At 72.9% G+C, this 21,899-nt stretch carries 18 protein-coding genes and 1 tRNA gene; 5 read left to right on the top strand and 14 right to left on the bottom strand.

Features of this window, described 5'->3' with window-relative positions:
• From HP507_RS02140 to HP507_RS02125, 4 genes are all read right to left on the bottom strand, one after another.
• Positions 1–872, bottom strand: an 872-nt coding sequence (locus tag HP507_RS02140) for an ABC transporter permease subunit (protein WP_175350222.1), incomplete at its 3' end; no start/stop codon positions are given.
• Complete coding sequence (locus tag HP507_RS02135) at positions 869–1,822, bottom strand: ABC transporter permease (protein WP_175350221.1); 954 nt, start codon at positions 1,820–1,822, stop codon at positions 869–871. The genes HP507_RS02135 and HP507_RS02140, both read right to left, overlap by 4 nt.
• 34 nt (positions 1,823–1,856) lie before the next feature.
• Positions 1,857–3,392 carry an ABC transporter substrate-binding protein gene (locus tag HP507_RS02130; RefSeq protein WP_175350220.1) on the bottom strand — a complete coding sequence of 512 codons (1,536 nt, stop codon included), beginning with the start codon at positions 3,390–3,392 and terminating at the stop codon, positions 1,857–1,859.
• 57 nt (positions 3,393–3,449) lie between these two features.
• Positions 3,450–4,394 (bottom strand): alpha/beta fold hydrolase, encoded by a 945-nt coding sequence (locus HP507_RS02125; protein WP_175350219.1) that lies wholly within the window; start codon positions 4,392–4,394, stop codon positions 3,450–3,452.
• A 48-nt stretch (positions 4,395–4,442) separates the two neighbouring features.
• Here HP507_RS02125 and HP507_RS02120 point away from each other — a divergent pair, with 48 nt between their 5' ends.
• A complete protein-coding gene (locus HP507_RS02120) occupies positions 4,443–5,372 on the top strand; it encodes a siderophore-interacting protein (protein WP_175350218.1) in 930 nt (309 codons plus the stop codon).
• Complete coding sequence (locus tag HP507_RS02115; RefSeq protein ID WP_175350225.1) at positions 5,369–6,175, top strand: ABC transporter ATP-binding protein; 807 nt, start codon at positions 5,369–5,371, stop codon at positions 6,173–6,175. The genes HP507_RS02120 and HP507_RS02115 overlap by 4 nt, the downstream gene beginning before the upstream one ends.
• 117 nt (positions 6,176–6,292) lie before the next feature.
• On the opposite strand, the gene HP507_RS02110 is transcribed toward HP507_RS02115, so the two are convergent.
• The 5 genes from HP507_RS02110 to HP507_RS18095 all read right to left on the bottom strand — a co-directional run bounded on the left by HP507_RS02110 (position 6,293) and on the right by HP507_RS18095 (position 11,862).
• Positions 6,293–6,649, bottom strand: a complete 357-nt coding sequence (locus HP507_RS02110) for a Fe-S oxidoreductase (RefSeq protein WP_175350217.1) — start codon at positions 6,647–6,649, stop codon at positions 6,293–6,295.
• A gap of 2 nt (positions 6,650–6,651) precedes the next feature.
• Entirely contained in the window at positions 6,652–8,055 is a 1,404-nt protein-coding gene (locus tag HP507_RS02105; protein WP_175350216.1) for a dihydrolipoyl dehydrogenase family protein, read from the bottom strand.
• A gap of 122 nt (positions 8,056–8,177) precedes the next feature.
• Positions 8,178–8,999, bottom strand: a complete 822-nt coding sequence (locus HP507_RS02100) for an arginase family protein (RefSeq protein WP_175350215.1) — start codon at positions 8,997–8,999, stop codon at positions 8,178–8,180.
• Positions 9,000–9,043: 44 nt separating this feature from the next.
• A complete protein-coding gene (locus HP507_RS02095) occupies positions 9,044–9,769 on the bottom strand; it encodes a PspA/IM30 family protein (RefSeq protein ID WP_175350214.1) in 726 nt (241 codons plus the stop codon).
• An 83-nt stretch (positions 9,770–9,852) separates the two neighbouring features.
• Entirely contained in the window at positions 9,853–11,862 is a 2,010-nt protein-coding gene (locus HP507_RS18095) for a TPM domain-containing protein (RefSeq protein WP_175350213.1), read from the bottom strand.
• A gap of 209 nt (positions 11,863–12,071) precedes the next feature.
• Here HP507_RS18095 and HP507_RS02085 point away from each other — a divergent pair, with 209 nt between their 5' ends.
• Positions 12,072–12,275: a hypothetical protein gene (locus tag HP507_RS02085; protein WP_022905704.1), complete on the top strand. Its 204-nt coding sequence runs from the start codon at positions 12,072–12,074 to the stop codon at positions 12,273–12,275.
• A gap of 23 nt (positions 12,276–12,298) precedes the next feature.
• The gene (locus tag HP507_RS18260; RefSeq protein ID WP_175350212.1) at positions 12,299–12,907 is read left to right on the top strand and encodes a 4'-phosphopantetheinyl transferase family protein; all 609 of its coding nucleotides are present in this window, start codon (positions 12,299–12,301) and stop codon (positions 12,905–12,907) included.
• Here HP507_RS18260 and HP507_RS02075 read toward each other — a convergent pair.
• The 5 genes from HP507_RS02075 to HP507_RS02055 form a co-directional block, all read right to left on the bottom strand.
• Positions 12,904–14,244, bottom strand: a complete 1,341-nt coding sequence (locus HP507_RS02075) for a M1 family metallopeptidase (protein ID WP_271206998.1) — start codon at positions 14,242–14,244, stop codon at positions 12,904–12,906. The two genes, HP507_RS18260 and HP507_RS02075, sit on opposite strands and share 4 nt — an antisense overlap.
• Before the next feature lie 8 nt (positions 14,245–14,252).
• A complete protein-coding gene (locus tag HP507_RS02070) occupies positions 14,253–18,176 on the bottom strand; it encodes a Pls/PosA family non-ribosomal peptide synthetase (protein ID WP_175350211.1) in 3,924 nt (1,307 codons plus the stop codon).
• A gap of 44 nt (positions 18,177–18,220) precedes the next feature.
• Positions 18,221–19,279: a Gfo/Idh/MocA family protein gene (locus HP507_RS02065; protein ID WP_254700888.1), complete on the bottom strand. Its 1,059-nt coding sequence runs from the start codon at positions 19,277–19,279 to the stop codon at positions 18,221–18,223.
• Positions 19,280–19,355: 76 nt separating this feature from the next.
• Positions 19,356–19,427: transfer RNA gene (locus tag HP507_RS02060), tRNA-Arg, on the bottom strand.
• 110 nt (positions 19,428–19,537) lie between these two features.
• Complete coding sequence (locus tag HP507_RS02055; protein ID WP_175350210.1) at positions 19,538–20,113, bottom strand: hypothetical protein; 576 nt, start codon at positions 20,111–20,113, stop codon at positions 19,538–19,540.
• Between the two features lie 59 nt (positions 20,114–20,172).
• On the opposite strand from HP507_RS02055, the gene argS reads away from it, so the two are divergent.
• Positions 20,173–21,843, top strand: a complete 1,671-nt coding sequence (gene argS, locus HP507_RS02050) for an arginine--tRNA ligase (protein ID WP_175350209.1) — start codon at positions 20,173–20,175, stop codon at positions 21,841–21,843.
• The last annotated feature ends 56 nt before the right edge of the window (positions 21,844–21,899 follow it).

Raw genomic sequence — 21,899 nt, 5'->3', positions numbered from 1 at the left:
CCCACAGGGCGGTCGCCGCCGGTCACCGGCGCGTCCCCGGCCGCGCGGTCGCTCGTCGTCAGCCGCGGGTCGGTGGCGTCCCGCACGGCGTCGCCGAGCAGGGACAGCGCCGCCACGACGAGCGCGATCGCCGCGCCCGGCCAGGTCGCACTCCACGGGTGCACGCCGATGTACGTCTGCAGGTCCGAGAGCAGCGAACCCCACGACGCCGTGTTCGAACCGGCGCCGTAGCCGAGGTACGACAGTCCCGCCTCGGCGAGGACCGCCGTCGCCATGGCGAGCGAGAGCTGCACGGTGAACAGCGGCGCCGCGTTCGGCACGAGGTGGCGGAACAGCACGCCCGCGCCGCCCACGCCGGACGCCCGGGCCGCGGTCACGTAGTCGCTGCGGGCGATGCGACGGATCTCGCCGCGCGCGACCCGGGCGATCGTGACGCCGAACGACAGGCCGACGCTGACGATCACGACCCCCAGGGACCCGCCGGCGATCGCGGTGAGGAGCATCGCGGTGAGGAGGGTCGGGAACGCGACGAGGATGTCGAGCAGGACCGCCATGCCCTCCCGGACCCAGCGGGCGGTGAGCGAGCCGATCGCGGTGAGCACGATGCCGACCGCGCTCGCGATGACCCCGGACCCGACGGCCACCAGGACCGTGGTGCGGGTGCCGGCGAGCAGGTAGCTCGCGATGTCGCGGCCCGAGGCGTCGGTGCCGAACCAGTGCGCGGGACCCGGAGCTTCCCACTGGTGGAACGGGTCGGCGCGGAACGGGTCCTGCGGCGTCCAGAACAGCGACACCACCGCCAGGACCACGAGCAGGCCGAGGACGACCACCGCGAACACGCCGGTCGGCCGGGACACGAGACGGCGGATCACTCGGACACCTCCCGCTGCCGGGGGTCGAGCGCGCGGTGCACCACGTCGACCGCGAAGCCCACGAGCAGCACGAGCCCGGTGAGCACGAGGAGCTCCGACTGCACCTTCGTGATGTCCCGTCGCCCGACGTCGGTCACGAGCATGCGTCCGACGCCGGGGAGCGAGAACAGCTGCTCGACGACGACGGCCCCGACGAGGAGCCCGGCGATCTGCACGCCCAGCACGGCGAGGACGGTGAGCGCCACCGACGGCAGCCCGTGCCGCAGGAGCGCCTGCGTCCGGGTGAGCCCGATCGCCGCCGCGGTCCGGACGTGGTCGGCGTCGAGCACACCGAGCGTCGCGGACCGGGTGAAGCGGAGGATCACGGCGCCCTCGACGGCACCGATCGTCAGCGCGGGCAGCACGAGCGCGGCGAACGCCCGGCCGGGCTCGTCCCAGCCGTCGAGCGGGAACCCCTGCGTCGGCAGCCAGTGCAGCGTCACGGCGAAGAGCGCGACGAGGAGCATGCCGGCCCAGACGATCGGGATCGCCGCCACCGCCTGCGCCACGAACGCGATGACCGCTCCGCCCGCGCGGCGCCGGAGCACCGCGGCGAGCACCCCGAGCGGCACCCCGATGACGAGTGCCGCGACGAGGGACATGCCCGCGAGCGGCAGCGTCACCGAGAGCTTCTGCGCGATCTGCGGTGCGACCCGGCCGTCCGTGACGAGCGAACGGCCGAGGTCGCCTCGGAACAGCCCGCCGATCCAGTCGAGGTACTGCACCACGACGGGGCGGTCGAGGCCGAGCTGCTGGCGGAGCTCCTCGACCTGGGCCGGTGACGCCTGCGTGCCGGCGACGATCTGCGCGACGTCCCCGGGCAGCACCCGGAGCGTCGCGAAGATGATGACGCTGGCCACGAACAGGCCGACGACGAGCAGGAGCACCCGCCCGATGAGGAACCGGGTCACAGGTCCGATGCTACGGGCGCGGTCGCCCGGTCCGTCACTTGACGGCCAGCTTCGACAGGTCGAGACGCGAGTTCGTGCCGTCGTACGGCACGCCCGTGACTCCGCTGCGCACCGCGGTGATCGAGGTGGCGGTGTACAGCCATTCGCCGGCCGCGTCCTCGCTGACGATCTTCGCCGCCTTCTTGAGGTCGGCGGCCTTCTCGGCCTCGCTCGTCGCGGCGACCGAGTCGGCGTACAGCGACTGCACCTCGGCGTTGTCGTACCCGAAGTAGTAGTCCGGGTTCGCCCAGTTGCCGAAGTCGCGCGACTCGACGTGGTCGACCATCGACAGGTCGAAGTCCTTCTTCTCGAACACCTGCGACAGCCAGGTCGCGAAGTCGACCCGCTTGACCGTGAGGGTGATGCCGACGTCGGCGAGCTGCGACTTCAGCACGTCGCCGATGGTCGCCGAGTAGATGTTCGCGTACGTCAGGGTCAGCTTCAGGTTCGTCGCACCGGCCTCGGCCAGCAGCTTCTTCGCGTTCGAGGGGTCGTACGCGTCGATGTCGGTCAGGTCCTCGTAGCCGGGGTCGAGCTCCGGGATCGGGCCGCCCTGCTGGACGCCGGTGCCGCCGATCGCCTTGATGATCGCCTTCGTGTCGATCGCCTGCCGGATCGCCTGGCGCACCCGCTTGTCGGTGAAGGGGGCCTTGGCGTCGTTGAACGCGAGCGTGTACTTGTCGGTCGTCTTGCCCGTGTGGAGCGAGATGTCCGAGTTGCCCTGCAGCTGGCTCTTGAGGGTGCCGTCGACGGCGGTCTGCACGTCGAGGTCGCCGTTCGCCATGGCGTTCACCGCGGTCGACGGCTGGGTGATGTACCGGAAGACGACCTTCGCGACCTTCGCCTTCGTGCCCCAGTAGTCGGCGTTCCGCTTGAAGGTGAGCGAGTCCCCCTGCTTCCACGAAGCGACCTCGTACGGGCCGGTGCCGTTGGCGGTGTCGGACAGGTCGTTCTTCGCCGCCTTCTCGAGCACGAGCCCGGCGCGCCCGGTGAGGTTCCAGAGCAGGTCGGAGTCCGGCCTGGCGAGCTTCAGCACGACGGTGTCCGCCGAGGGCGACGAGATCGACGAGACGTTGGCGAGCTGGGCGGAGTCGACGTACGACGCGTTCGACTTCACCTGCTGCAGCGACCACACGACGTCGGCGGCGGTGACGTCCTTGCCGTCCTGGAACGTCGTGCCCTTGCGGAGCGTGAACGTGTACGTCAGCCCGTCGGACGACACCTCGTGCTCCGAGGCGAGCACGTCGCGGATGTCCCCGCCTGCCGTGCGGCCGACGAGGCCCTGGTACACGTTGTCGATGAGCACCTGGTCGAGTGCGGCACCGGACTGGGTGCGGATGTCGAGGCTGGTCGGCTCGAGCACGAGGCCGATGCGCACGGTGGCGTCGGTGCCGCCCTTCTCGTTCGAGGATCCGGAGCAGCCGGTCAGCACGAGCGCCGAGGCGACGGCGACCGCGGTGGCGGCCAGGGCCGCACGGCCGATGCGGGAGGTGCTGCGAGGTCGTGCGGCGGCACTGTGGAGCGGACTCATGGGTTGTGGGTTCCTTCCGGGCGCGAGGGCGACGGTCGTCGCTGCGCTCGCACGAGGTTACCGGCGGCCGGTGCCGTCCGGCGACGGTTTCTCGTCGGGGTGTAACAATCCGTTGTCCCCGGCCCATGCCCGGATCGCGGCAGCGAGTTCGAGGGGTGCCTGGTTCTGCACCGCGTGCCGGGCGGGCACGGTGACGATCGAGGCGTCGGGGAGCCGCTCGGCGAACTGCGCGTGGAGCTTCGGCGACACGTAGCCGCGGTCGCCGCGCACGAGCAGGATCGGCACGCCGAGGGCCTCGAGGTCCGGCCACGCATCGACGAACCGCCCCACCGAGGACGTCCGTCCAGCGGGCAGGTGCGGGAAGTGGTGGCGCCGCACCAGCCGGCCGTCCGCGCCGAGCCGGGTGGTGTGCCTGGCCTCGCGGAGGAGCACGGCGCGGTCGTCCCCGACCCTGGCCTCGACCGCTCGGTCGACGACCTGCTCGAGTGACGCGAACGGCTCCTCGGCCTCCAGGGCACGGGCGATCCGGTCCACGGCCCGCTGCGCGAAGTCCGGCGACATGTCGACGAGCACCAACCCCGTCACGCGTTCCGGTGCGAGCGCCGCGAGCCGCGCGGCGAGGATCGCCCCGAGCGAGTGCCCGACCACGATCCCCGGCGGCACGTCGAGCGCGTCGAGCGCGGCCAGCACCGTCGGTGCGGTCACGGCAGCGCCGTAGTCGGCGTCGTCCCGCCACCCGGATCGTCCGTGTCCCGGCAGGTCGAGGGCGACCGCCGGCTCACCGAGGGCGAGCGCGGCCTGGTCGAAGCTGTGCGCGTCGATGCCGAGCCCGTGCAGGTAGGCGATCCGCGCCTCCCGTCCCGCATCGCCCCACCGGATCGCCGCGATCTCCTGTCCGTCCGCGGTGCGGACCACCTGCCTGGAGGCGCGGAGCGGCTCCGTCAGACCGCTCGCGCGGGCGAGGTCGGCCAGGTCTGCGAATTCGTCGGCGGCATCGGGCACGGGGACGATCCTCGCACCGTCCCGACGCTTGGGAGTCTTAGGTAAGGCATGCCATACTTGGTGCTCGTGGCAGCCCGGTACCGTGTCTTCTCCGTCCGCGTGGCAGCCGTCACGTCGCTCACCCCGCACTTCGTCCGGGTGACCCTGACGGGCGACGCCCTCGCCGAGTTCTCCTCGGTGGGACTCGACCAGCGGATCAAGATCGTGCTGCCCATCCCCGGTCACGGGTTCACCGACCTGCCCGACGGCGAGGACTGGTACGGGGCCTGGCGTGCCCTGCCGGACGCGGAGCGGAACCCGCTGCGCACCTACACGGTCCGTTCGTTCCGGCCGGACGCCCGCGAGCTCGACATCGACTTCGTCGCGCACGGCGACACCGGGCCCGCCTCGCGCTGGGTCTCCGCGTGCCGCGTCGGTGACGAGCTCCGCATCGTCGGACCCGCCGTCCCCTCGTCGCCCGCGGAACTGCCGAGCGGTGCCGCGGAGTTCGACCCCGGTGCCGCGAACCGGATCCTCCTCGCCGGTGACGAGACCGCCGCGCCCGCCATCTGCGCCATCCTCGAAGCGCTCGACGTCGCCACTGTCGGACACGTCTTCATCGAGGTCCCGACCGACGCCGACCGGCTCCCGGTGTCCGCGCCCGCCGGGGTCGAGGTCCGCTGGATCGCCCGGAACGGCGCCTCGCACGGCGTCCGGATGACCGACCAGGTGCACGCGTGGGCGTCGACCGTCGCGGCCGGCCCGTCCGACGCGCCGTCGACCTGCGCGGAGCCCGTCGAACTCGCCGACGTGGACGTCGACGAGCAGGTGCTGTGGGACATCCCCACCGCTTCGGACCAGCGTCCCGTCTACGCCTGGATCGCGGGGGAAGCCGGCTGCGTGAAGGAACTCCGTCGGCACCTCGTCCGCGGCGTCGGACTGGACCGCAAGCAGGTCGCCTTCATGGGCTACTGGCGGCACGGCAAGGCCGAGAACTGAACGCCACGGCGGCGCTCCCGCAGACGGCGCTGGGCGCGCGCGGGCTCACCCTCGCCTACGACGACCGGGTCGTGGTGTCCTCGCTCGACGTCGACATCCCGGACGGCGAACTGACCGTCATCGTCGGCCCGAACGCGTGCGGGAAGTCCACGCTCCTGAAGTCGTTCGCCCGGACCCTCAAACCGACCGCGGGCACGGTGTACCTCGACGGCGCCCCGATCGGCTCCTACCGCCCGAAGGCCGTGGCACGCCGGGTCGGCATGCTCCCGCAGACACCGATCGCTCCGGACGGCATCACGGTGCGCGACCTCGTGTCCCGCGGACGGTTCCCGCACCAGGACCTGCTGCACCCGTCCTCAGGGACCGACCGGGCGGCCGTGCAGGCGGCCCTCGAACAGACGTCGACCGTGGCGCTGGCCGACCGGAGCGTCGACGAGCTGTCCGGCGGGCAGCGGCAGCGGGTCTGGATCGCGATGGTCCTCGCGCAGGAGACCGACATCGTCCTGCTCGACGAGCCCACGACGTTCCTCGACATCGCCCACCAGTACGACGTGCTCGAGCTCGCATCCGCGCTGCACGCCGCCGGCCGCACCGTCGTCGCCGTGCTGCACGACCTCAACCAGGCAGCGCGGTACGCCACCCACGTGATCGCGATGCGTGCCGGGTCGATCGTGGCGTCCGGCCCGCCGTCGTCCGTCGTGACGGCCGACCTCGTCGAGGACGTGTTCGGGTTGCCGTGCGTGGTCGTCGCCGACCCCGAGACCGGGACGCCCCTCGTGGTCCCGCGGCGCCGCGCCGCCTGACGCCCCCCGAGGTTCCGAAATCTCGTCACCTCGCGCCCGCTGCGCTCCGTCCGTGAGACCTCGACACCGCGCGGACGGTGTGTCGTCGAACCGCGGCGAACACGGTCGGGCGGGACGTCAGCGGTAGTTGCCGTCCTCGAGACCGGCCTCGATCTCGAACCGGTTCCGAAGTGGATCGCGGCCGGCCAGCGCGTAGACGACGGGCATCAGCATCCCGTACCGCCGCCACTGGTCGACGTGCACCCGCTCGTGCCGCAGCACCCGGTCGCCGTCGTTGTCACGCGTGAGGTAGACCGAGCCGACACACGTGCCGCCGCGTCGGAACACCCACCGCGGCAGCCCCGCGCAGACGATCAGGCCGTCGACGACGCGCACCCTCCCGGTGGAGAGCGGCACACCGACGGCGAGACCGACCGCGGTCGCGAACGCCCACCCCGCCAGGGACACGGGGGAGTCGAGCAGCGGGTTCCGCACCGCTACTCCGGGCGGCCGTACGTCTCGAGCAGTCGCAGCCAGACCTCGTTCATGGTCGGGTAGGCGGGGACGGCGTGCCAGAGCCGGTCGATCGGGACCTCGCCGACGACGGCGATCGTCGCGGCGTGCAGCATCTCGGCGACGTCCTGTCCGACGAAGGTGACCCCGACGACGACCCCGCGGTCCTCGTCGACGACCATCTTCGCGCGCCCGGCGTACCCGTCGGCCTGCAGCGCGGCGCCGGCGACGTTCCCGAGCTCGTACTCCACCGCACGCACGTTGCGGCCCTGCTCGCGGGCCTTCGACTCGATGAGGCCGACGCTCGCGACCTCGGGGTCGGTGAAGGTGACCTGGGGGACCGCGGCGTGGTCGGCGGTGGCGACGTGCGCGCCCCACGGCTCGGTGTGCAGCGGCGTGCCCTGGTGCCGCGCGGCGATGGCCTCGCCGGCGGCACGCGCCTGGTACTTGCCCTGGTGGGTGAGGAGCGCGCGGTGGTTGACGTCTCCGACGGCGTAGAGCCAGTCGGTGCCCTGGACGAGCATCGTGTCGTCGACCTGCAGCCAGTCGCCGGGGGTCAGGCCGACGGACTCGAGGCCGAGGTCCTTCGTGTGCGCAGCCCGGCCGGTGGCGGCGAGGACCTCGCTCGTCACCACGGTCGTGCCGTCGTCGAGGGTGGTGGTGACGAGACCGTGCTCGTCGCGGTCGACGCGGGTGGGGCTCACGCCGGTACGGACGTCGACGCCGAGCTCCCGCAGCGAGTCCGCGACGAGTTCGCCCGCGAAGGGCTCCATCCCGCCGAGCAGGCCGTTCCGGGCGACGAGCGTCACCTTCGCGCCGAGGGACGCCCACGCGGTGGCGAGCTCGGAGCCGGAGACACCGCCGCCGATGACGAGCAGGCTCTCGGGGACGGTCTTCGCGCTGGTGGCCTCGCGCGTACCCCACGGCTTCGCGTCGGCCAGCCCCGGGATGTCCGGGAGGGTGTGGAGCGAACCGGTGACCACGGCGATCGCGGCGGCGGCCGTGTAGGTCCGCCCGTCCACGTCGAGCGTCTTCGCACCGGTGATCCGGGCGTGCCCGCGGATGAGGTCGATGCCGGCGGACTCGAGCCACGACACCTGCCCGTCGTCCTTCCAGTCGGACGTGAAGGAGTTCCGGCGGGCGAGCACCCGCGCGGCGTCGAGGTCGCCGGTGACGGCCTGCTTCGCGCCGTCGACCCGCTTCGCCGCGGCGACGGCGTGGCCGCTGCGTAGGAGGGCCTTGGACGGCATGCACGCCCAGTAGGAACACTCGCCACCGACGAGTTCGGCCTCCACGATGGCGACCGACAGGCCGCGCTTCACGGCGTAGTCCGCCACGTTCTCGCCGACTGCGCCGGCGCCGATCACGATGAGGTCGTAGTCCGTCATGCGGCCGAGCGTACGCGGACCGGCATGGGTCATACCGGACGCGGTGCGTACGCGGGGCGTCGACCGGTGCGGCCGTCCGGACCGCGCTCGTCAACGGTCCCGGAACGCGCCGGACGCGCCCGTCAGACGCCTCGGGACGCGCTCGTCAGCGCGCCGACCGCCCGCAGGATGACGCCGAGGTCGTCGACGGCACGGTCGGGGTCGACCGGCGCGAACCCGGTGAGCGCCGCACCCGCCAGTCGTCGTCCGCGGGTCGCGGCCTGGATGCGCTCGACCAGGCCGGCCCCGTCCAGCCCGAACGGCACGGGCTCGAGCAGCCCGTCGACCTCGGACGGATCGAGGACGTCGAGGTCGACGTGCACGAACACCGCGTCCGCGCCGGTGGCGTCGACCGCGGCGGCGATCGCGTCCGGGGTCGCGGCGTCGACGTCGAGGTGCACGATGCCCGCACGGTCGAGGGCGTTCGTCTCGGCGTCGTCGATCCCGCGGACGCCCGCGACGACGATCGACGAGGCCGGGAGTACGGGAAGCGCCGGGAACAGGTCGTCGGGGCGGTCCACGAGGATCCGCAGCACGGCGGTCTCGGCGGCGACGGGCTGGGCGCGGTTGAGCGAGCGGAACCCGCTCGACCCGGCGATCCGCACCAACGCGGTGTCCGGTCCGAGCCCGACGGTCGCACCGAGGACGCTCGCCCCGTCGCCGCCGACGACGAGGACGGGTTCGGTCGCCACACCGGTCTCCTCGGCGACTCGGTCGGCGACCGCGAGCACCGAGGTGTAGCGGGCGACGGCGGTCTCGAGCCGGTCTCCGGCACCGGCGGGGACCTCGATCACCGTGGTGGAGGAGCGGGGGAGGTCAGCCGCGATGGCCGAGGCTCCGTCTCCGAGGCGCATCGCACGGGACGACGCCGAACCCTGCCACTGACCGACCACGAGGAACTGCATCGTGCCAGTCTGTCAGGCGGGGTCCGGCGTCGTCCGGGCAGGGGTCAGAAGCTGGACGAGCCGCCGGACTTCAGCGCGGCGAGACGCGCCTCGACCTCGGCGTCCTTGCCCACGTCCTCCAGGCTCTCGAACTGCGCGTCGAGGCTGGACGACTGGAGCTCCTGCTGCCCGAGTACCTTCGCCTCTTCGCGACGCACCTTCTCCTCGAAGCGTCCGAGGTCGCTCGTCGGGTCCAGGACGTCGATGTTGCCGAGCGCGTCGTTCACCTTGGACTGCGCCTCGGCGGTCTTCGAGCGTGCGACGAGGTTGTCGCGCTTCGTCCGGAGTTCCTCGAGCTTCTGCTCCATCCCGGCGAGACCGGTCTTGAGCTTCTCCACCGCCTCGTTCTGCGAGGCGAGGTTCGGCTCGGCGTCCTTGACCTCCTGCTCGGCCGCGATCTGCTTGCCGATCGCGATCTTGGCGAGGTTGTCGAACTTGTCGGCCTCGGCGGTCTTGCCCTCCGCGCGGTACTTGTCAGCCGCCGCCGAGGCGTTCGCGGCCTTCTGGCCCCACTCCACCGCGGCCTTCTTGTCCTCCTCGTGGTCCTGCTCGAGCAGGCGGACGTTGCCGATCGTCTGCGCGATCGCCGTCTTGGCGTCGGCGATGTTGTTCGTGTAGTCCCGCACGAGCTGGTCGAGCATCTTCTGGGGATCCTCGGCGTTGTCGATGAGCTGGTTGATGTTCGCCCGGACGAGGGTCGAGATGCGACCGAAGATCGTCTGCTTTGCCATTGCTGTTCCCTTTCTTGGAGGTCTGCGTGGTGCTGGTGGTGCGTCGTGCTGGAGTCGTGTCCGTGGTGCGGATGCTGTGCGGGTCAGAAACGGCCACCGCCGGAGAACCCGCCGCCTCCGCCTCCGCCCCCGCCGCCGAAGCCGCCTCCGCCGCTGAAGCCGCCGCCCCCGCCGAAGCCGCCGCCCCCGAAGGAACCGCCGCCGTAGCTGCCGCCGCGGCCGCCGAGCAGACCGCCGAGGACGAGACCGGTGACGAGGCCGCCGAGCTGTGCCCCGTTGCCGTTGCCGCCGCCGCCGAAGCCGCCGCCACCCCATCCGCCCATGTCGTCGTTCGCCGAGTCCATCGCGGCCGCGGCGTACTGTTCCGCCGCGCGCGCCGCCTGGAGCGCCTGACCAGGGTCGGTGGTGGCGAGCTGCACCGCGTCGTCGAGGGCCCGCTCGGCCTCGGACAGGCGCGTCCGCGCGGTCGGTCCGACACCGCCGCGGTGGAGGGAGATGAACTCCCGCGCCTGGCTGATCCGGTTGCGAGCGTCGCGCAGCGCGTCGTCGAGCGCTCGGGCAGCGCGACGCTGCTGTTCCTCGGCACCGCGCGCGGCGGCGATCGCCTGGTCGATCTCGGTGTTCGCCTTGGTGAGCGCGTCGACCGCTGTGATCGGGTCCTTCGGGTCGAACCCCTGGCGCAGGACGGTCTCGGCTCGGGTGACCGCCGCGGCGAGCTCCGGTCCGCCGGCGGTGAGTGTGCGTGCCGCCGCCACGTCCCCCTCGATGTCCACCCGCATCGCTTCGGCGCGCGCCGTCGCCTCGGCGAACGAGGACTCGGCGGCGGTGGCACTCGCCGTGAGCTGCTGCACCTGCGCGAGGGCGTGCTGTGCGTCGCGCACGGCGACGACGGCCTCGCCCTTGTCGCCGGCGGCGATCGCGGCCGTCGCGGCCTGCGAGCGTTCGGTGGCGTAGGCGAGGACCTGCCGCGCCTGGTCGACGCTGTCGGAGACGGTGGCGAGCGTCCGGCCCGTGTACGCGGAGCGGACGCGCTGCAGAGCGGCGTCCGCGTCGCTCACCGAGGCCGGTGCGGCGGCGACGGCCTGCGCGAGTGCCACGGCGGCCTCGTCGACCCCGTCCTCGAGCGAGCGCAGCCGGTCGAACGACTCCGTCTGCTCCTCGATCGACGCGTGCGCCTGCTCGCAGATCGCGATGATCTGGTTCGCCCAGTCGGCGCGCTGCTGCGGGGTGTCCGGGATCTCGTCGTCGAGCTGCTGCTGGAACGTGAACGCCTTGCGGACGGACTGCTGCGCGGCGGCCACGGCGTCGGCGAACGGCTTGGCGGCGTCGGCGCCGAACTGCGCGGTGGCGAACCCGACCTCTTGGTCGGCGGTGCGCAGCTCGTCGTCGATCGTGACGAGCGCCCCACCGGCCTTCCGCTCGAGGTCGGCGAGCGAGGCCTCCTGCGCCCTGGTGGCGGCGGCGGTCCGGCGCTTGTTCCGGATGCGGATGACCAGGACGACGACGATGACCGCGACCACGACCACGAGGAGCAGGATCCACAGCCAGGTGAGGTCCGCCGGTGCCTGGGATGCGGACAGGCCGTTCACGAACGCGAGCGCAGCCCCGGACCAGTCGCTCTGCTTGAGGGCCGGCAGCAGGTCGTCGTTCACGGCGGACTCGACGTCGGAGCTCGAGATGCTCGTCTCGTTCGTCTGCTGGACGTCGTAGTCCCGGTCGTCGACGGCGACCGACAGCAGGATGCCGTCGGTGTCGATCTGGTTCCGCGCCATCGTGGCCGAACCCCACGCGCTGTGGTCGGACGGGTCCGAGAAGGTCGGCACGAACACCACGTAGACCTGGGTCTGCGTCTCGGAGTACAGGTCCTGGATCGCGCTCTCGATGCGGGACTGCTGCGAGGAGCTGAGCGCGTCGGCATCGTCGAGGACGTACGCGCCGCCGAGGTCGACGGGTGCGGTCGCGCGGGCCGTCGCCGCCGGAGCCAGCACCAGGAACACCGCGAGGACCGCCGCGGCCACACGGCCGACCAGTCCCGGTGTCCCCCTCTTCGTGCTCGTGCTGCCCGTGGCCGATCCACCCTGGACCGCTCGCATCCGTCCTCCGTCCGTCGCCGTGATCGCAGTCCCGAGCAGCCCCGGAACCGCGCCACGGAGCGCTGTTGCCCGGAGTCTATCCACGCTGCGCAACGCTCGGACAGACTCCGGGCGAACCCTCGTGGAAGGCCGGGAGTGTGGGCGTGTTGTCCCCCGTACCGGGGTATGCTCAGGGCGCGTTCGACGACGAACGAGACAGGGGAACTGCAATGGAGCGAACAACCAGTACCGAGGTCGTCCCACTCGAGGACGGCTACCACCGTGTGTCGACACCCGCGAGCGGTGTCATCGGGTTCGTGCGCGAGCACGACGGCCGGTACGAGGTGCTCCGCGGTCGGGTTCGCCAGGCGACCCGTTCCGAGGGGCTCTACAGCACCATGAACGTCGCACTCATCGCGCTGACCCACGCCTGAACCACCCACCGTAGGCTCACCCCGTGAGTCTCCCGCGCCTCCCGTCGGTCGTCCTGACCCTCGCGCCGTCCGGCGCGGACCGGGCCACCGACCGGGAGGCGCTGCTCGCCGCCGTCGCGTCCGCCACCGGGGTCGGGACACCGGCCGTGCGCGCGGGGCGCGTCTGCCCCCACTGCGGCGCGACGGACCACGGTCGCCCCTGGGCCGAGGCGGACGGCTCCGCCGTCGGCGTGAGCCTCTCCCGGACCACGGACCTCGTCGCGCTGGCGGTCGGACCGGGGAACCTGGGCGTCGACGTCGAGCGGGTGTCACGGGTGTCGGCCGCTCCGCTCGACGCCTTCACGGCGGGGGAGCGCGCCCGCGCCGCCGGTGACGCCCGGGCCCTCACAGCGTGCTGGGCCGTCAAGGAAGCCGTCCTCAAGCGTGACGGCCGAGGACTCCGTGTCGATCCGCTCTCCGTTGACGTCGACCTCGACCGTGGGGTGGCGGTGTTCGAGGGCGACGAGCAGCCCGTGACGGTGCTGTTCCCCGCCGCGGACCTCGTCGTCGCCGTGGCCGCGGGTGGCGTGCCGGTCGACGTCGGCCCGTGCCCGTCCGGCCGAGCCCGCGCCGAGCCGCAGACCTCGGGCTAGCGATAGTCCCCGGCCCTCGACCCGACCGCGGGCGGGACGCCGGGCTCGTCGATCCACGGGGCCGTCAGCGCGTGCACCGCTTCGACCGAGGTGCCGGCCGCGCCGGCGAACGCCTCGTGGACGTCCTCCGGTGCGACCGACGCGTGCCGGTGCCGCTCGGTGATCGTCCGGAGTCCCGCGAAGAAGGCCTCGTCGCCCAGGGACCGGCGGACCGCGTGCAGGGCGAGGGCGCCGCGTTTGTAGACCCGGTCGTCGAACATGTCCTCCGCGCCGGGGTCGGCCACGACGAGGTCCTCCGGCTGCTCCAGCAGCCCGTCGCGGTACCGTGCGGCGAGGACGTCGGCGGAGTCGCCACCGCGGTGCTCGGACCAGAGCCACTCGGCGTAGCAGGCGAAGCCCTCGTGCAGCCAGATGTCCCGCCACCGGGCGACGGTGACCGAGTTGCCGAACCACTGGTGCGCGAGCTCGTGCGCGATGAGCCGGTCGGTGCCGTGTGCACCGTCGACGTGGTTGCGTCCGAAGACCGCGAGCCCGTGCGCCTCGAGCGGGATCTCCAGGTCGTCGTCGGTGACGACGACGCCGTACGCCGGGAACGGGTACGGCCCGAACCGGTCGGCGTACAGGGCGAGCATGTCCGGCACCCGGCCGAAGTCGGTCTTCGCGGCGGCCGCGAGGTCCGCCGGGTGGTGCAGCGTGACGGGGACGTCCGAACCGCGGAGCTTCGTGGTCCGGTAGCGCCCGATCTGCACCGTCGCGAGGTACGTCGCCATCGGGTCCTTCGTGGCGTACGTCCACGTGGTGCCGGCGCGGGCTCGTTCCCTGCCGAGGAGATCGCCGTTCGCGACGACGTCGTACGCGGCCTCGGCGGTGATCTCGAACCGGTAGGTGGCCTTGTCGTCGGGTCGGTCGTTGCACGGGAACCACGACGGTGCCCCCGTGGGCTGTGCGGCGACGATGACGCCGTCGGTGAGTTCCTCCCAGCCGATCTGCCCCCACGGGCTGCGGAGCGGGTGCGGGGAGCCCCGGTACCGCACGCGGACCGTGAACTCGGCGCCGGCGGCGACGGGCGCGACCGGGGTCACGGTCAGCTTGTGGGTCGCCGTCGACGCCTTCTTCGCGCGCTTCCCATCGACGTCCACCCGGTCCACGGTGAGGCCGTGCAGGTCGAGCACGATGCGGTCCAGGTCCTCGTGCGCCTGCCCGGTGACGGTCGCCGTGCCGTCGAGGCGGTTCGTCGCGACGCGGTACTCGAGCCGGAGGTCGTAGTGGCGGGCGCTCCACCGCCGGTCGCCGCTGTGCGGGGTGTACGGGTCGGCGTCTCGGATCGTCGGCTTCACGGTGCGGATCAGTCTGCCACGGGGACGGCCTTGGCGGACTCCCGCGCGGGCACGGGCGGCGCTGATGTCCACGGAGCGATCGGGTTGCCCGACCAGTGGGTCCCGCCGGGCACCTGCTCGCCGCGCATGACGAGCGACGCCGGTCCCACCGTGGCACCGTCCCCGATCCCCGCCGCGGGCAGGACCACGCTGTGCGGGCCGAGCGTCGCGCCGGCGGCGAGACGGACCTCGTCGAGCTGCATCACACGGTCGTGGAACAGGTGCGTCTGCACGACGGTCCCGCGTGCCACCGACGCACCGGCGCCGATCGACACGAGATCGGCCTCGGGAAGCCAGTAGGTCTCGAGCCAGGTCCCGCGGCCGATCGTCGCACCGAGGCTGCGCAGCCACGCCGCCAGCGCCGGGGTGCCGGTGGCCTGCTCGGCGAACCACGGACGGGCGACGGACTCGACGAAGGTGTCCTGCACCTCGTTCCGCCACACGAACGACGACCACAGCGGGTGCTCGCGTGCGGCGATGCGTCCGACGAAGACCCACTTCGCGATCGTCGACACCACCGCGGCGACCGCTCCCGCGAGGATGAGCACCGGGCCCGCCAGCAGCACCGTCCAGCCGATGCCGACCGCCGACCACAGCGCGAGCAGGGCCGCGGCCACGCCGAGGGCGATCGCCGCGGACACCATCGGGGCGACGAGGCGCAGCAGCTCCCAGCACCCGCGCGCGACCTTGAGCGACCTCGGTGGGCGGAACGTGCGCTCCTCGTCGAACTCGGCGGTCGCCCGGCGGAGGCGCACGGGCGGCGAGCCGAGCCAGGACGAGCCGCGCTTGGCCTTCTTCGGCACGGCGGACAGCACCGCGACCAGGGCCTCGCGCGGCACCGAACGACCGGCACCCGTCATGCCGCTGTTGCCGAGGAACGCACGGCGGCCCACCTTCGACCGGCCGATCCGAACCCGCCCGCCGCCGAGTTCGTACGTCGCCACCATCGTGTCGTCGGCGAGGAAGGCGCCGGACGCGATCTGCGTCAGCGCCGGGATGAGCAGGACCGTCGAGATCTCGGTGTTCCGACCGACCCTCGCCCCGAGCAGCCGCAGCCAGAGCGGCGTCACGAGACTCGCGTACAGCGGGAACAGCAGCGTGCGTGCCGCGTCGAGGATCCGCTCCGTCGTCCACACCTGCCAACCGATCCGGGAGCGGACCGGGTGCCGGCCCTCGTGCAGACCGGTCCCGAGCAGCCGCACGGCCGCGACGACGAGCAGCGCGTAGATCGCGCCCGCCACCACCGTCGCGAGCGGCACCCACACCAGCGCGCGTACCACGGCGTCACCGAGCGTCGCCGCCGGTCCGACCAGGAGCGCGGCCACGGCCACCCCAGCGGCGACACCGATCACCGGCAACCCGGCCACGGCCACCGAACCGGCCCCGTACGCCAGCAGCCACCGACGTCGCGACGGGGGCCGCGCCTCCCGGTCGTGCCGAGCCGACCCGACGCGTTCCGCCGGCGAGCCCGCCCAGCGCTCCCCGTCCGGAACCCGGTCGGCGACCGCCGAACCGGCCTCGACCTCCGATCCCACGCCGACGTGCGCACCGGGCAGCAGGGTCGTCCGGCTGTGCACCACGGCGTCCGCGTCCACCCGGACCCGCCCGATCCGGAACACGTCACCGTCCACCCAGTGCCCCGCGAGGTCCACCTCGGGCTCGATCGACGCCCGCTTGCCGATGGTGAGCATCCCGGTCACCGGCGGCAGCGTGTGCAGGTCCACGTCCTTGCCGATCCGCGCGCCGAGCGCCCGCGCGTAGTAGCTGATCCACGGCGCTCCTGCCGTCGACGGGCCGTCCACCGCCTCCGCGATCCGCTCCGCCAGCCACACCCGCACGTGCACCGAGCCGCCGCGCGGGTGGTCCCCGGGCCGGACACCGGCGAGGATCAGCCGGGCGAGCACGACGGTGACCGCCATCTTCCCGATCGGCGTCACGAACAGCAGCAGCGCGACGACCAGGGCCGGCCACGGCAGGACGGGCAGGAACGGCAGGGTCGTCGCGTGCAGGACCGCGGCGACGAGTGCCGTCCAGGTCAGCACCCGCAACCCTCGGAGCACCTGCACCGGCAGCCCGAGCAACGTCAACACCAGCCCGGTCGCCGGCGGCACCGCCCGCACGTCACGGGGGACCGAGACCACCGGGCCCGCGTCGTCGAGCGCGTCCGCCAGGGCGCCGATCCGCGGGTGGTCGTAGACGTCCGCCACTGTCGTCGTCGGGAAGCGCTCCCGGATGGCGGACACGAGCTGGGCGGCGGTGAGCGAACCGCCGCCGTGCGCGAAGAAGTCGTCGTCCACGCTCGACACCGGCACACCGAGGATCGCGGACCACCGCTCGGCGATCCACGCCACGGTGTCCGGCAGCAGCGCGGCCTCGGACGACCCGGGCAGGGGCCACGGCAGTGCCGCGCGGTCGACCTTGCCGGAGGTCCGCGTCGGCAGCGAGTCCACCACCGCGAGCAGCGGCACCAGGGCGGCCGGGAGCTCCTCGCGCAGCCGGGCGTTCGCCGCCGCGGTGTCGATCGTCGCCCCGGCGACGGGCGCGACGTAGCCGACGAGCACCTGGTTGCCGGCCGGGGTCCGCTGCACCACGGCCGCCCCGCCCGCGACGTCGTCGAGCGACTGCAGCGCCGCATCGATCTCCCCGAGCTCGATCCGTCGGCCGCCGAGCTTCACCTGGTCGTCCGCACGACCCTGGAACACCAGTCCCTCCGGGTCGTACCGCACCAGGTCGCCGCTCCGGTACGCCCGCTCCCACCCGAGCTCCGGGAACGGCGCGTACTTCTCGGCGTCCTTCGCCGGGTCCAGGTACCGGCCGAGCCCCACCCCGCCGATCATGAGCTCACCGACACCACCCGGTTCGACCCGCAGCCCGGCGGCGTCCACGACCGCCAGGTCCCAGCCGTCGAGGGGGAGTCCGATCCGGATCGGCGTGCTCCCGTCCAGCAGCGCCCCGCACGCCACGACGGTCGCCTCGGTCGGTCCGTACGTGTTCCACACCTCCCGGTCCCTGCTCGCGATGCGGGCCACCAGCTCCGGCGGGCACGCCTCGCCGCCGAAGATCACGAGCCGCACCTGCTCGAGCGCGTCGTCCGGCCACAGCGCCGCGAGCGTCGGGACCGTGGACACGATCGTGATCGTGTGCGCGATGAGCCACGGACCCAGGTCGACGCCCGTCCGCACGAGCGCCCGCGGCGCCGGCACGAGGCACGCGCCGTGCCCCCACGCCAGCCACATCTCCTCGCACGACGCGTCGAACGCGACGCTCAACCCCGCCAGCACCCGGTCGCCCGGGCCGATGGGGGCCCGTTGCAGGAACATCCGCGCCTCGGCGTCGACGAACGCGGCCGCCGAGCGGTGGGTCACGGCGACGCCCTTGGGTACACCGGTCGACCCGGACGTGAAGATGATCCAGGCGTCGTCGTCGAGCCTCGGGGCGTCGGCGCTCGCCGCGGGGTCGGTGACGGGCGACGCCTCGGCGTCGGGGTCAGCGGATCGGCGCAGCACGCCGCCCGCACCGATCACGCCGACCACCGCGGCCTCGCCGAAGACGAGCGCGGCACGCTCCTCGGGGTCGTCCGCGTCGACGGGGACGTACGCTGCCCCGGCGGCGAGCACCGCGAGGATCGACACGTAGAGGTCGCGTCCGCCGGAGGGGATCCGCACCCCGACCCGGTCGCCCCGGCGAACGCCGCGGCGGGCGAGGTCGTCGGCCTGCTCCTGCACGAGCTGCATCAGGGAGGTGTAGTCGACGGTGCCGGCCGGGTCCTCGAGCGCGAGGGCGTCCGGGTGCTCGGCCGCCGTGGCGGCGAGGACGTCGAGCAGGGTCCGCGGGGCGGGCGCGTGTCCGGCGCGGGCGAGTTCGTGCTGCGGGTTCCCGGTGGCGGTGGTCATCGAGTCCTCTTCCCGGCCGTGTGCGGGTCGACCGGCCCGTGATCCTAGGGGGTGGACGTGTCGCGTTCGGAAACTCCGGGTGCGTCCGGCCGGGGACCGAGCGCCGCTCGTGCCGCATCGAGCGTCGCGGCCAGCCCGATCGAGTCGTCCAGCGAGTGCAGCGGCGACTCGGTCCGGCCGTCGGCCACGTACTGCGCGAGCGCGGCGGTCTGCCAGACGAGTCCCTCGCGGCCGCGGAGTCCGCTCGCGTCCGACCAGTGCGTGGCGCCCGCTCCGTGGTGCAGTGCGAACGACGCCGGGAACACGAAGTGGTCCGTGTAGCGGACGGTGGCGCGGCTCCCGGCGATGACGGCCAGCCCGGGCGTCCACGCCGTCATCGTCGTGGTCACCACGGCCTGCGCGCCGCCGGACGTGGACACGGTGACGGACTGGAGGTCCACCCCGCGGTCCGAGACCGCTCCCGTCGTGCGGCTGGTCACCGGGGCGCCGGTGGCGAACCGTGCGAACCAGTGCCCGTAGACGCCGGCGTCGAGGAGCGCACCGCCCCCGGCGGCGGGGTCGAACATGCGGTCGGCCGGGTCGGGTTCGTGCGGCCAGCCGACGTCGACGGACACGAGCTGCACGTCCCCGAGGGCACCGTCTGCGAGCAGGCGGGCGATGACGGTGGTGCCGGGGAGGTACCGGGTCCACATCGCCTCCATCGCGAAGACCCCGGCTCGTCGTGCGGCGGCCGCGAGGGTGCGGCTGTCGGCCTCCGACGTGGTCATCGGCTTCTCGACGAGGACGTGCTTGCCGGCGGCGATCGCGAGCAGGGCGTGGCCGAGGTGCTGCGGGTGCGGTGAGGCGACGTAGACGACGTCGACGGTGGGGTCGGCGACGAGGGCTTCGTACGAGCCGTGGACCGCGGGGACGCCGTGCCGGGCGGCGAAGGCGGCGGCGCGTTCGGGGGAGCGGGAGCCGACGGCGACGACGCGTTGGTCGGAGTTGGCGTGCAGGGTGGCGGTGAAGTCGTTCGCGATCGTGCCGGGGCCGATCACGCCCCACCGCAGCCGCGGCCCGCCCCGCAGCGGTTCGACCTCGGCCGTCGGGAACGTCATCGTCATACCCCGACGCTACCGCTCGCCCCGGAGCGGCCCTCGCCCCCCAGCGAAGACGTCTGCTTGCGCGACAATGTCACAGTGCCCCCAGGAGGATTCGAACCTCCGCCCCTGCCTCCGGAGGGCAGTGCTCTATCCCCTGAGCTATGGGGGCCCGGGGTGAGATCAACCGTAGCAGGTCCGCGACGTCGTCCAGCACACCGCGTGTCGGACTGGAGGCGCGGGTCGGGCCCGCCCCGCGCCTCCAGTCCGACGGTGGTCGTGTCAGCCGGCCGGCGTCGCCGAAGCGGTCGGCTGCACGGCGCTCCGCACCGCGTCCATGACCGGTTGCGCCCCTCCGGGTTCGGTGAAGAGCGGGGACGACGCCGTGATCCAGTACGGGTCGGCGAAGGCGTCGGCGCGGCCGACGCCGTCGGTGAGCGAGAAGTACCCCTCGACGCGGTAGGTGGGGACGGAGCCGCCCCGTTCGTAGAGGGCATCCTTGAGGTTCGTGAGCGACTTCTCAGGAAGGTCCGCGACCGCCAGCGTGATCGTGGTCGAGGCGTCGTCGGTCGCCGCGAACTCGCACACCCGGCCCCGCTGTTCGGCGATCCGAGCGGCGGGGGAGCCCTTCGCCGGCTCGAAGGTCCGGTCGAGTTCGAAGGTCTTGCCGTAGACCGAGAGCGCGCCGGCGGGCAGGAGCTCGGTGCACGTCTGCGTCACCCGCTTGCCGACCGGTGCCGCGGTCGCGCTGGGCGTGGCGGTGCCCGAGTGGCCGCCGGAGCACGCCACGAGCGCGAGGGACGCGGAGGCGGTGAGCACGGCGACGCTGATCGCCCGGACGCGACTGCGGGTGGTCATCCCGACATGATGGTGCATCGACCGGGGAGCTCCTGAGAGTCCCGGTAGACTCGATCCTCGTGACTCCTGCCGAACTCTCCGCCGCGTACCTGTCGATCCTGACCGGGATCGTCGAGCGACGAGGCGCGTCCGACACCGTGACGATCGGGGAGTCCCACGTGGCGCTCGAGCGGCCGAAGAACCGCGCGCACGGCGACTGGGCCTCGAACGCGGCGATGCAGCTCGCGAAGCGGCTCGGCACGAACCCGCGCGAGCTCGCGACGGAGATCGCGGGCGAGCTGACCGAGTTGGACGGCGTGGACTCGGTCGACGTCGCCGGCCCGGGGTTCATCAACATCACGCTCGAGGCGGCGGCCGCCGGCGAGATCGCCCGGACGATCGTCGAGGGCGGCGAGTCCTTCGGGCGGGGCGACCTGTACGACGGCGTGCGGATCAACCTCGAGTTCGTGTCGGCGAACCCGACGGGCCCGATCCACATGGGCGGCGTGCGCTGGGCCGCGGTGGGCGACAGCCTCGCCCGGGTGTTCCAGGCGCAGGGCGGTCTCGTCACCCGCGAGTACTACTTCAACGACCACGGCGCGCAGATCGACCGGTTCGCCCGGTCCCTCGTGGCGTCGGCGCTGGGGGAGCCCACGCCGGAGGACGGCTACGGCGGTGCCTACATCTCGGACATCGCGGCACGCGTGATCGCGACGCTGGAGCCCGGGCTGGACGTCACCGCGATGCCGCGCGACGAGGCGCAGGAGCTCTTCCGGCGCGAGGGCGTCGACTTCATGTTCGCCGACATCAAGTCGTCGCTGCACGACTTCGGCGTCGACTTCGACGTGTACTTCCACGAGAACGCCCTGCACGAGTCGAAGGCCGTCGAGCGTGCCATCGAGCGGCTCCGGTCGCTGGGGAAGATGTACGAGGCGGACGGCGCGCTGTGGCTCCGGACGACGGACTTCGGCGACGACCGCGACCGCGTGGTCATCAAGTCGGACGGTGAGCCGGCGTACATCGCGGGCGACCTGGCCTACTACCTCGACAAGCGGGAGCGCGGGTTCGAGCGAAACCTGATCATGCTCGGGGCGGACCACCACGGCTACGTCGGCCGGATGATGGCGATGTGCGCCGCGTTCGGGGACGAGCCGGGCAAGAACCTCGAGATCCTCATCGGGCAGATGGTGAACCTGCTCAAGGACGGCGAGCCGATGCGCATGTCGAAGCGTGCGGGGACGATCGTGACGATGGAGGACCTCGTCGACGCGGTGGGTGTCGACGCCGGCCGGTACTCGCTCGTCAGGTTCGCCAGCGACACCGCGATCGACATCGACCTCGACCTGCTCGTGAAGCGCACGAACGACAACCCGGTCTTCTACGTCCAGTACGCCCACGCCCGCACGCAGTCGGTGGCCCGCAACGCCGCCGCCTCCGGGGTGGACCGTTCGGTGTTCGACGCCTCGCTCCTGACGCACGAGACCGAGGGTGCTCTGCTCGGCGCCCTGGCGGAGTACCCGCGGGTGGTCCGCCAGGCGGCTGAACTCCGCGAGCCGCACCGCATCGCCCGGTACATCGAGCAGCTCGCCGGCCTGTACCACCGCTGGTACGACGCCTGCCGCGTGACGCCCCTCGGCGACGAGGCCGTGACGGACCTGCACCGCACGCGCCTGTGGTTGAACGACGCCACCGGCCAGGTCGTCCGCAACGGCCTGGGCCTGCTCGGCGTGACGGCCCCGTCCCGCATGTAGCGCCGGCCGCCGCCGGCCGCCGCCGGGCCGCCGCCGGGTTCGCTGAACACCGGTGT

Source organism: Curtobacterium pusillum, assembly GCF_013359865.1.
GTDB lineage: Bacteria > Actinomycetota > Actinomycetes > Actinomycetales > Microbacteriaceae > Curtobacterium > Curtobacterium pusillum.
Note: the sequence above shows the minus strand (reverse complement) of the source record. Positions and strands in the feature narration are given on the sequence as shown.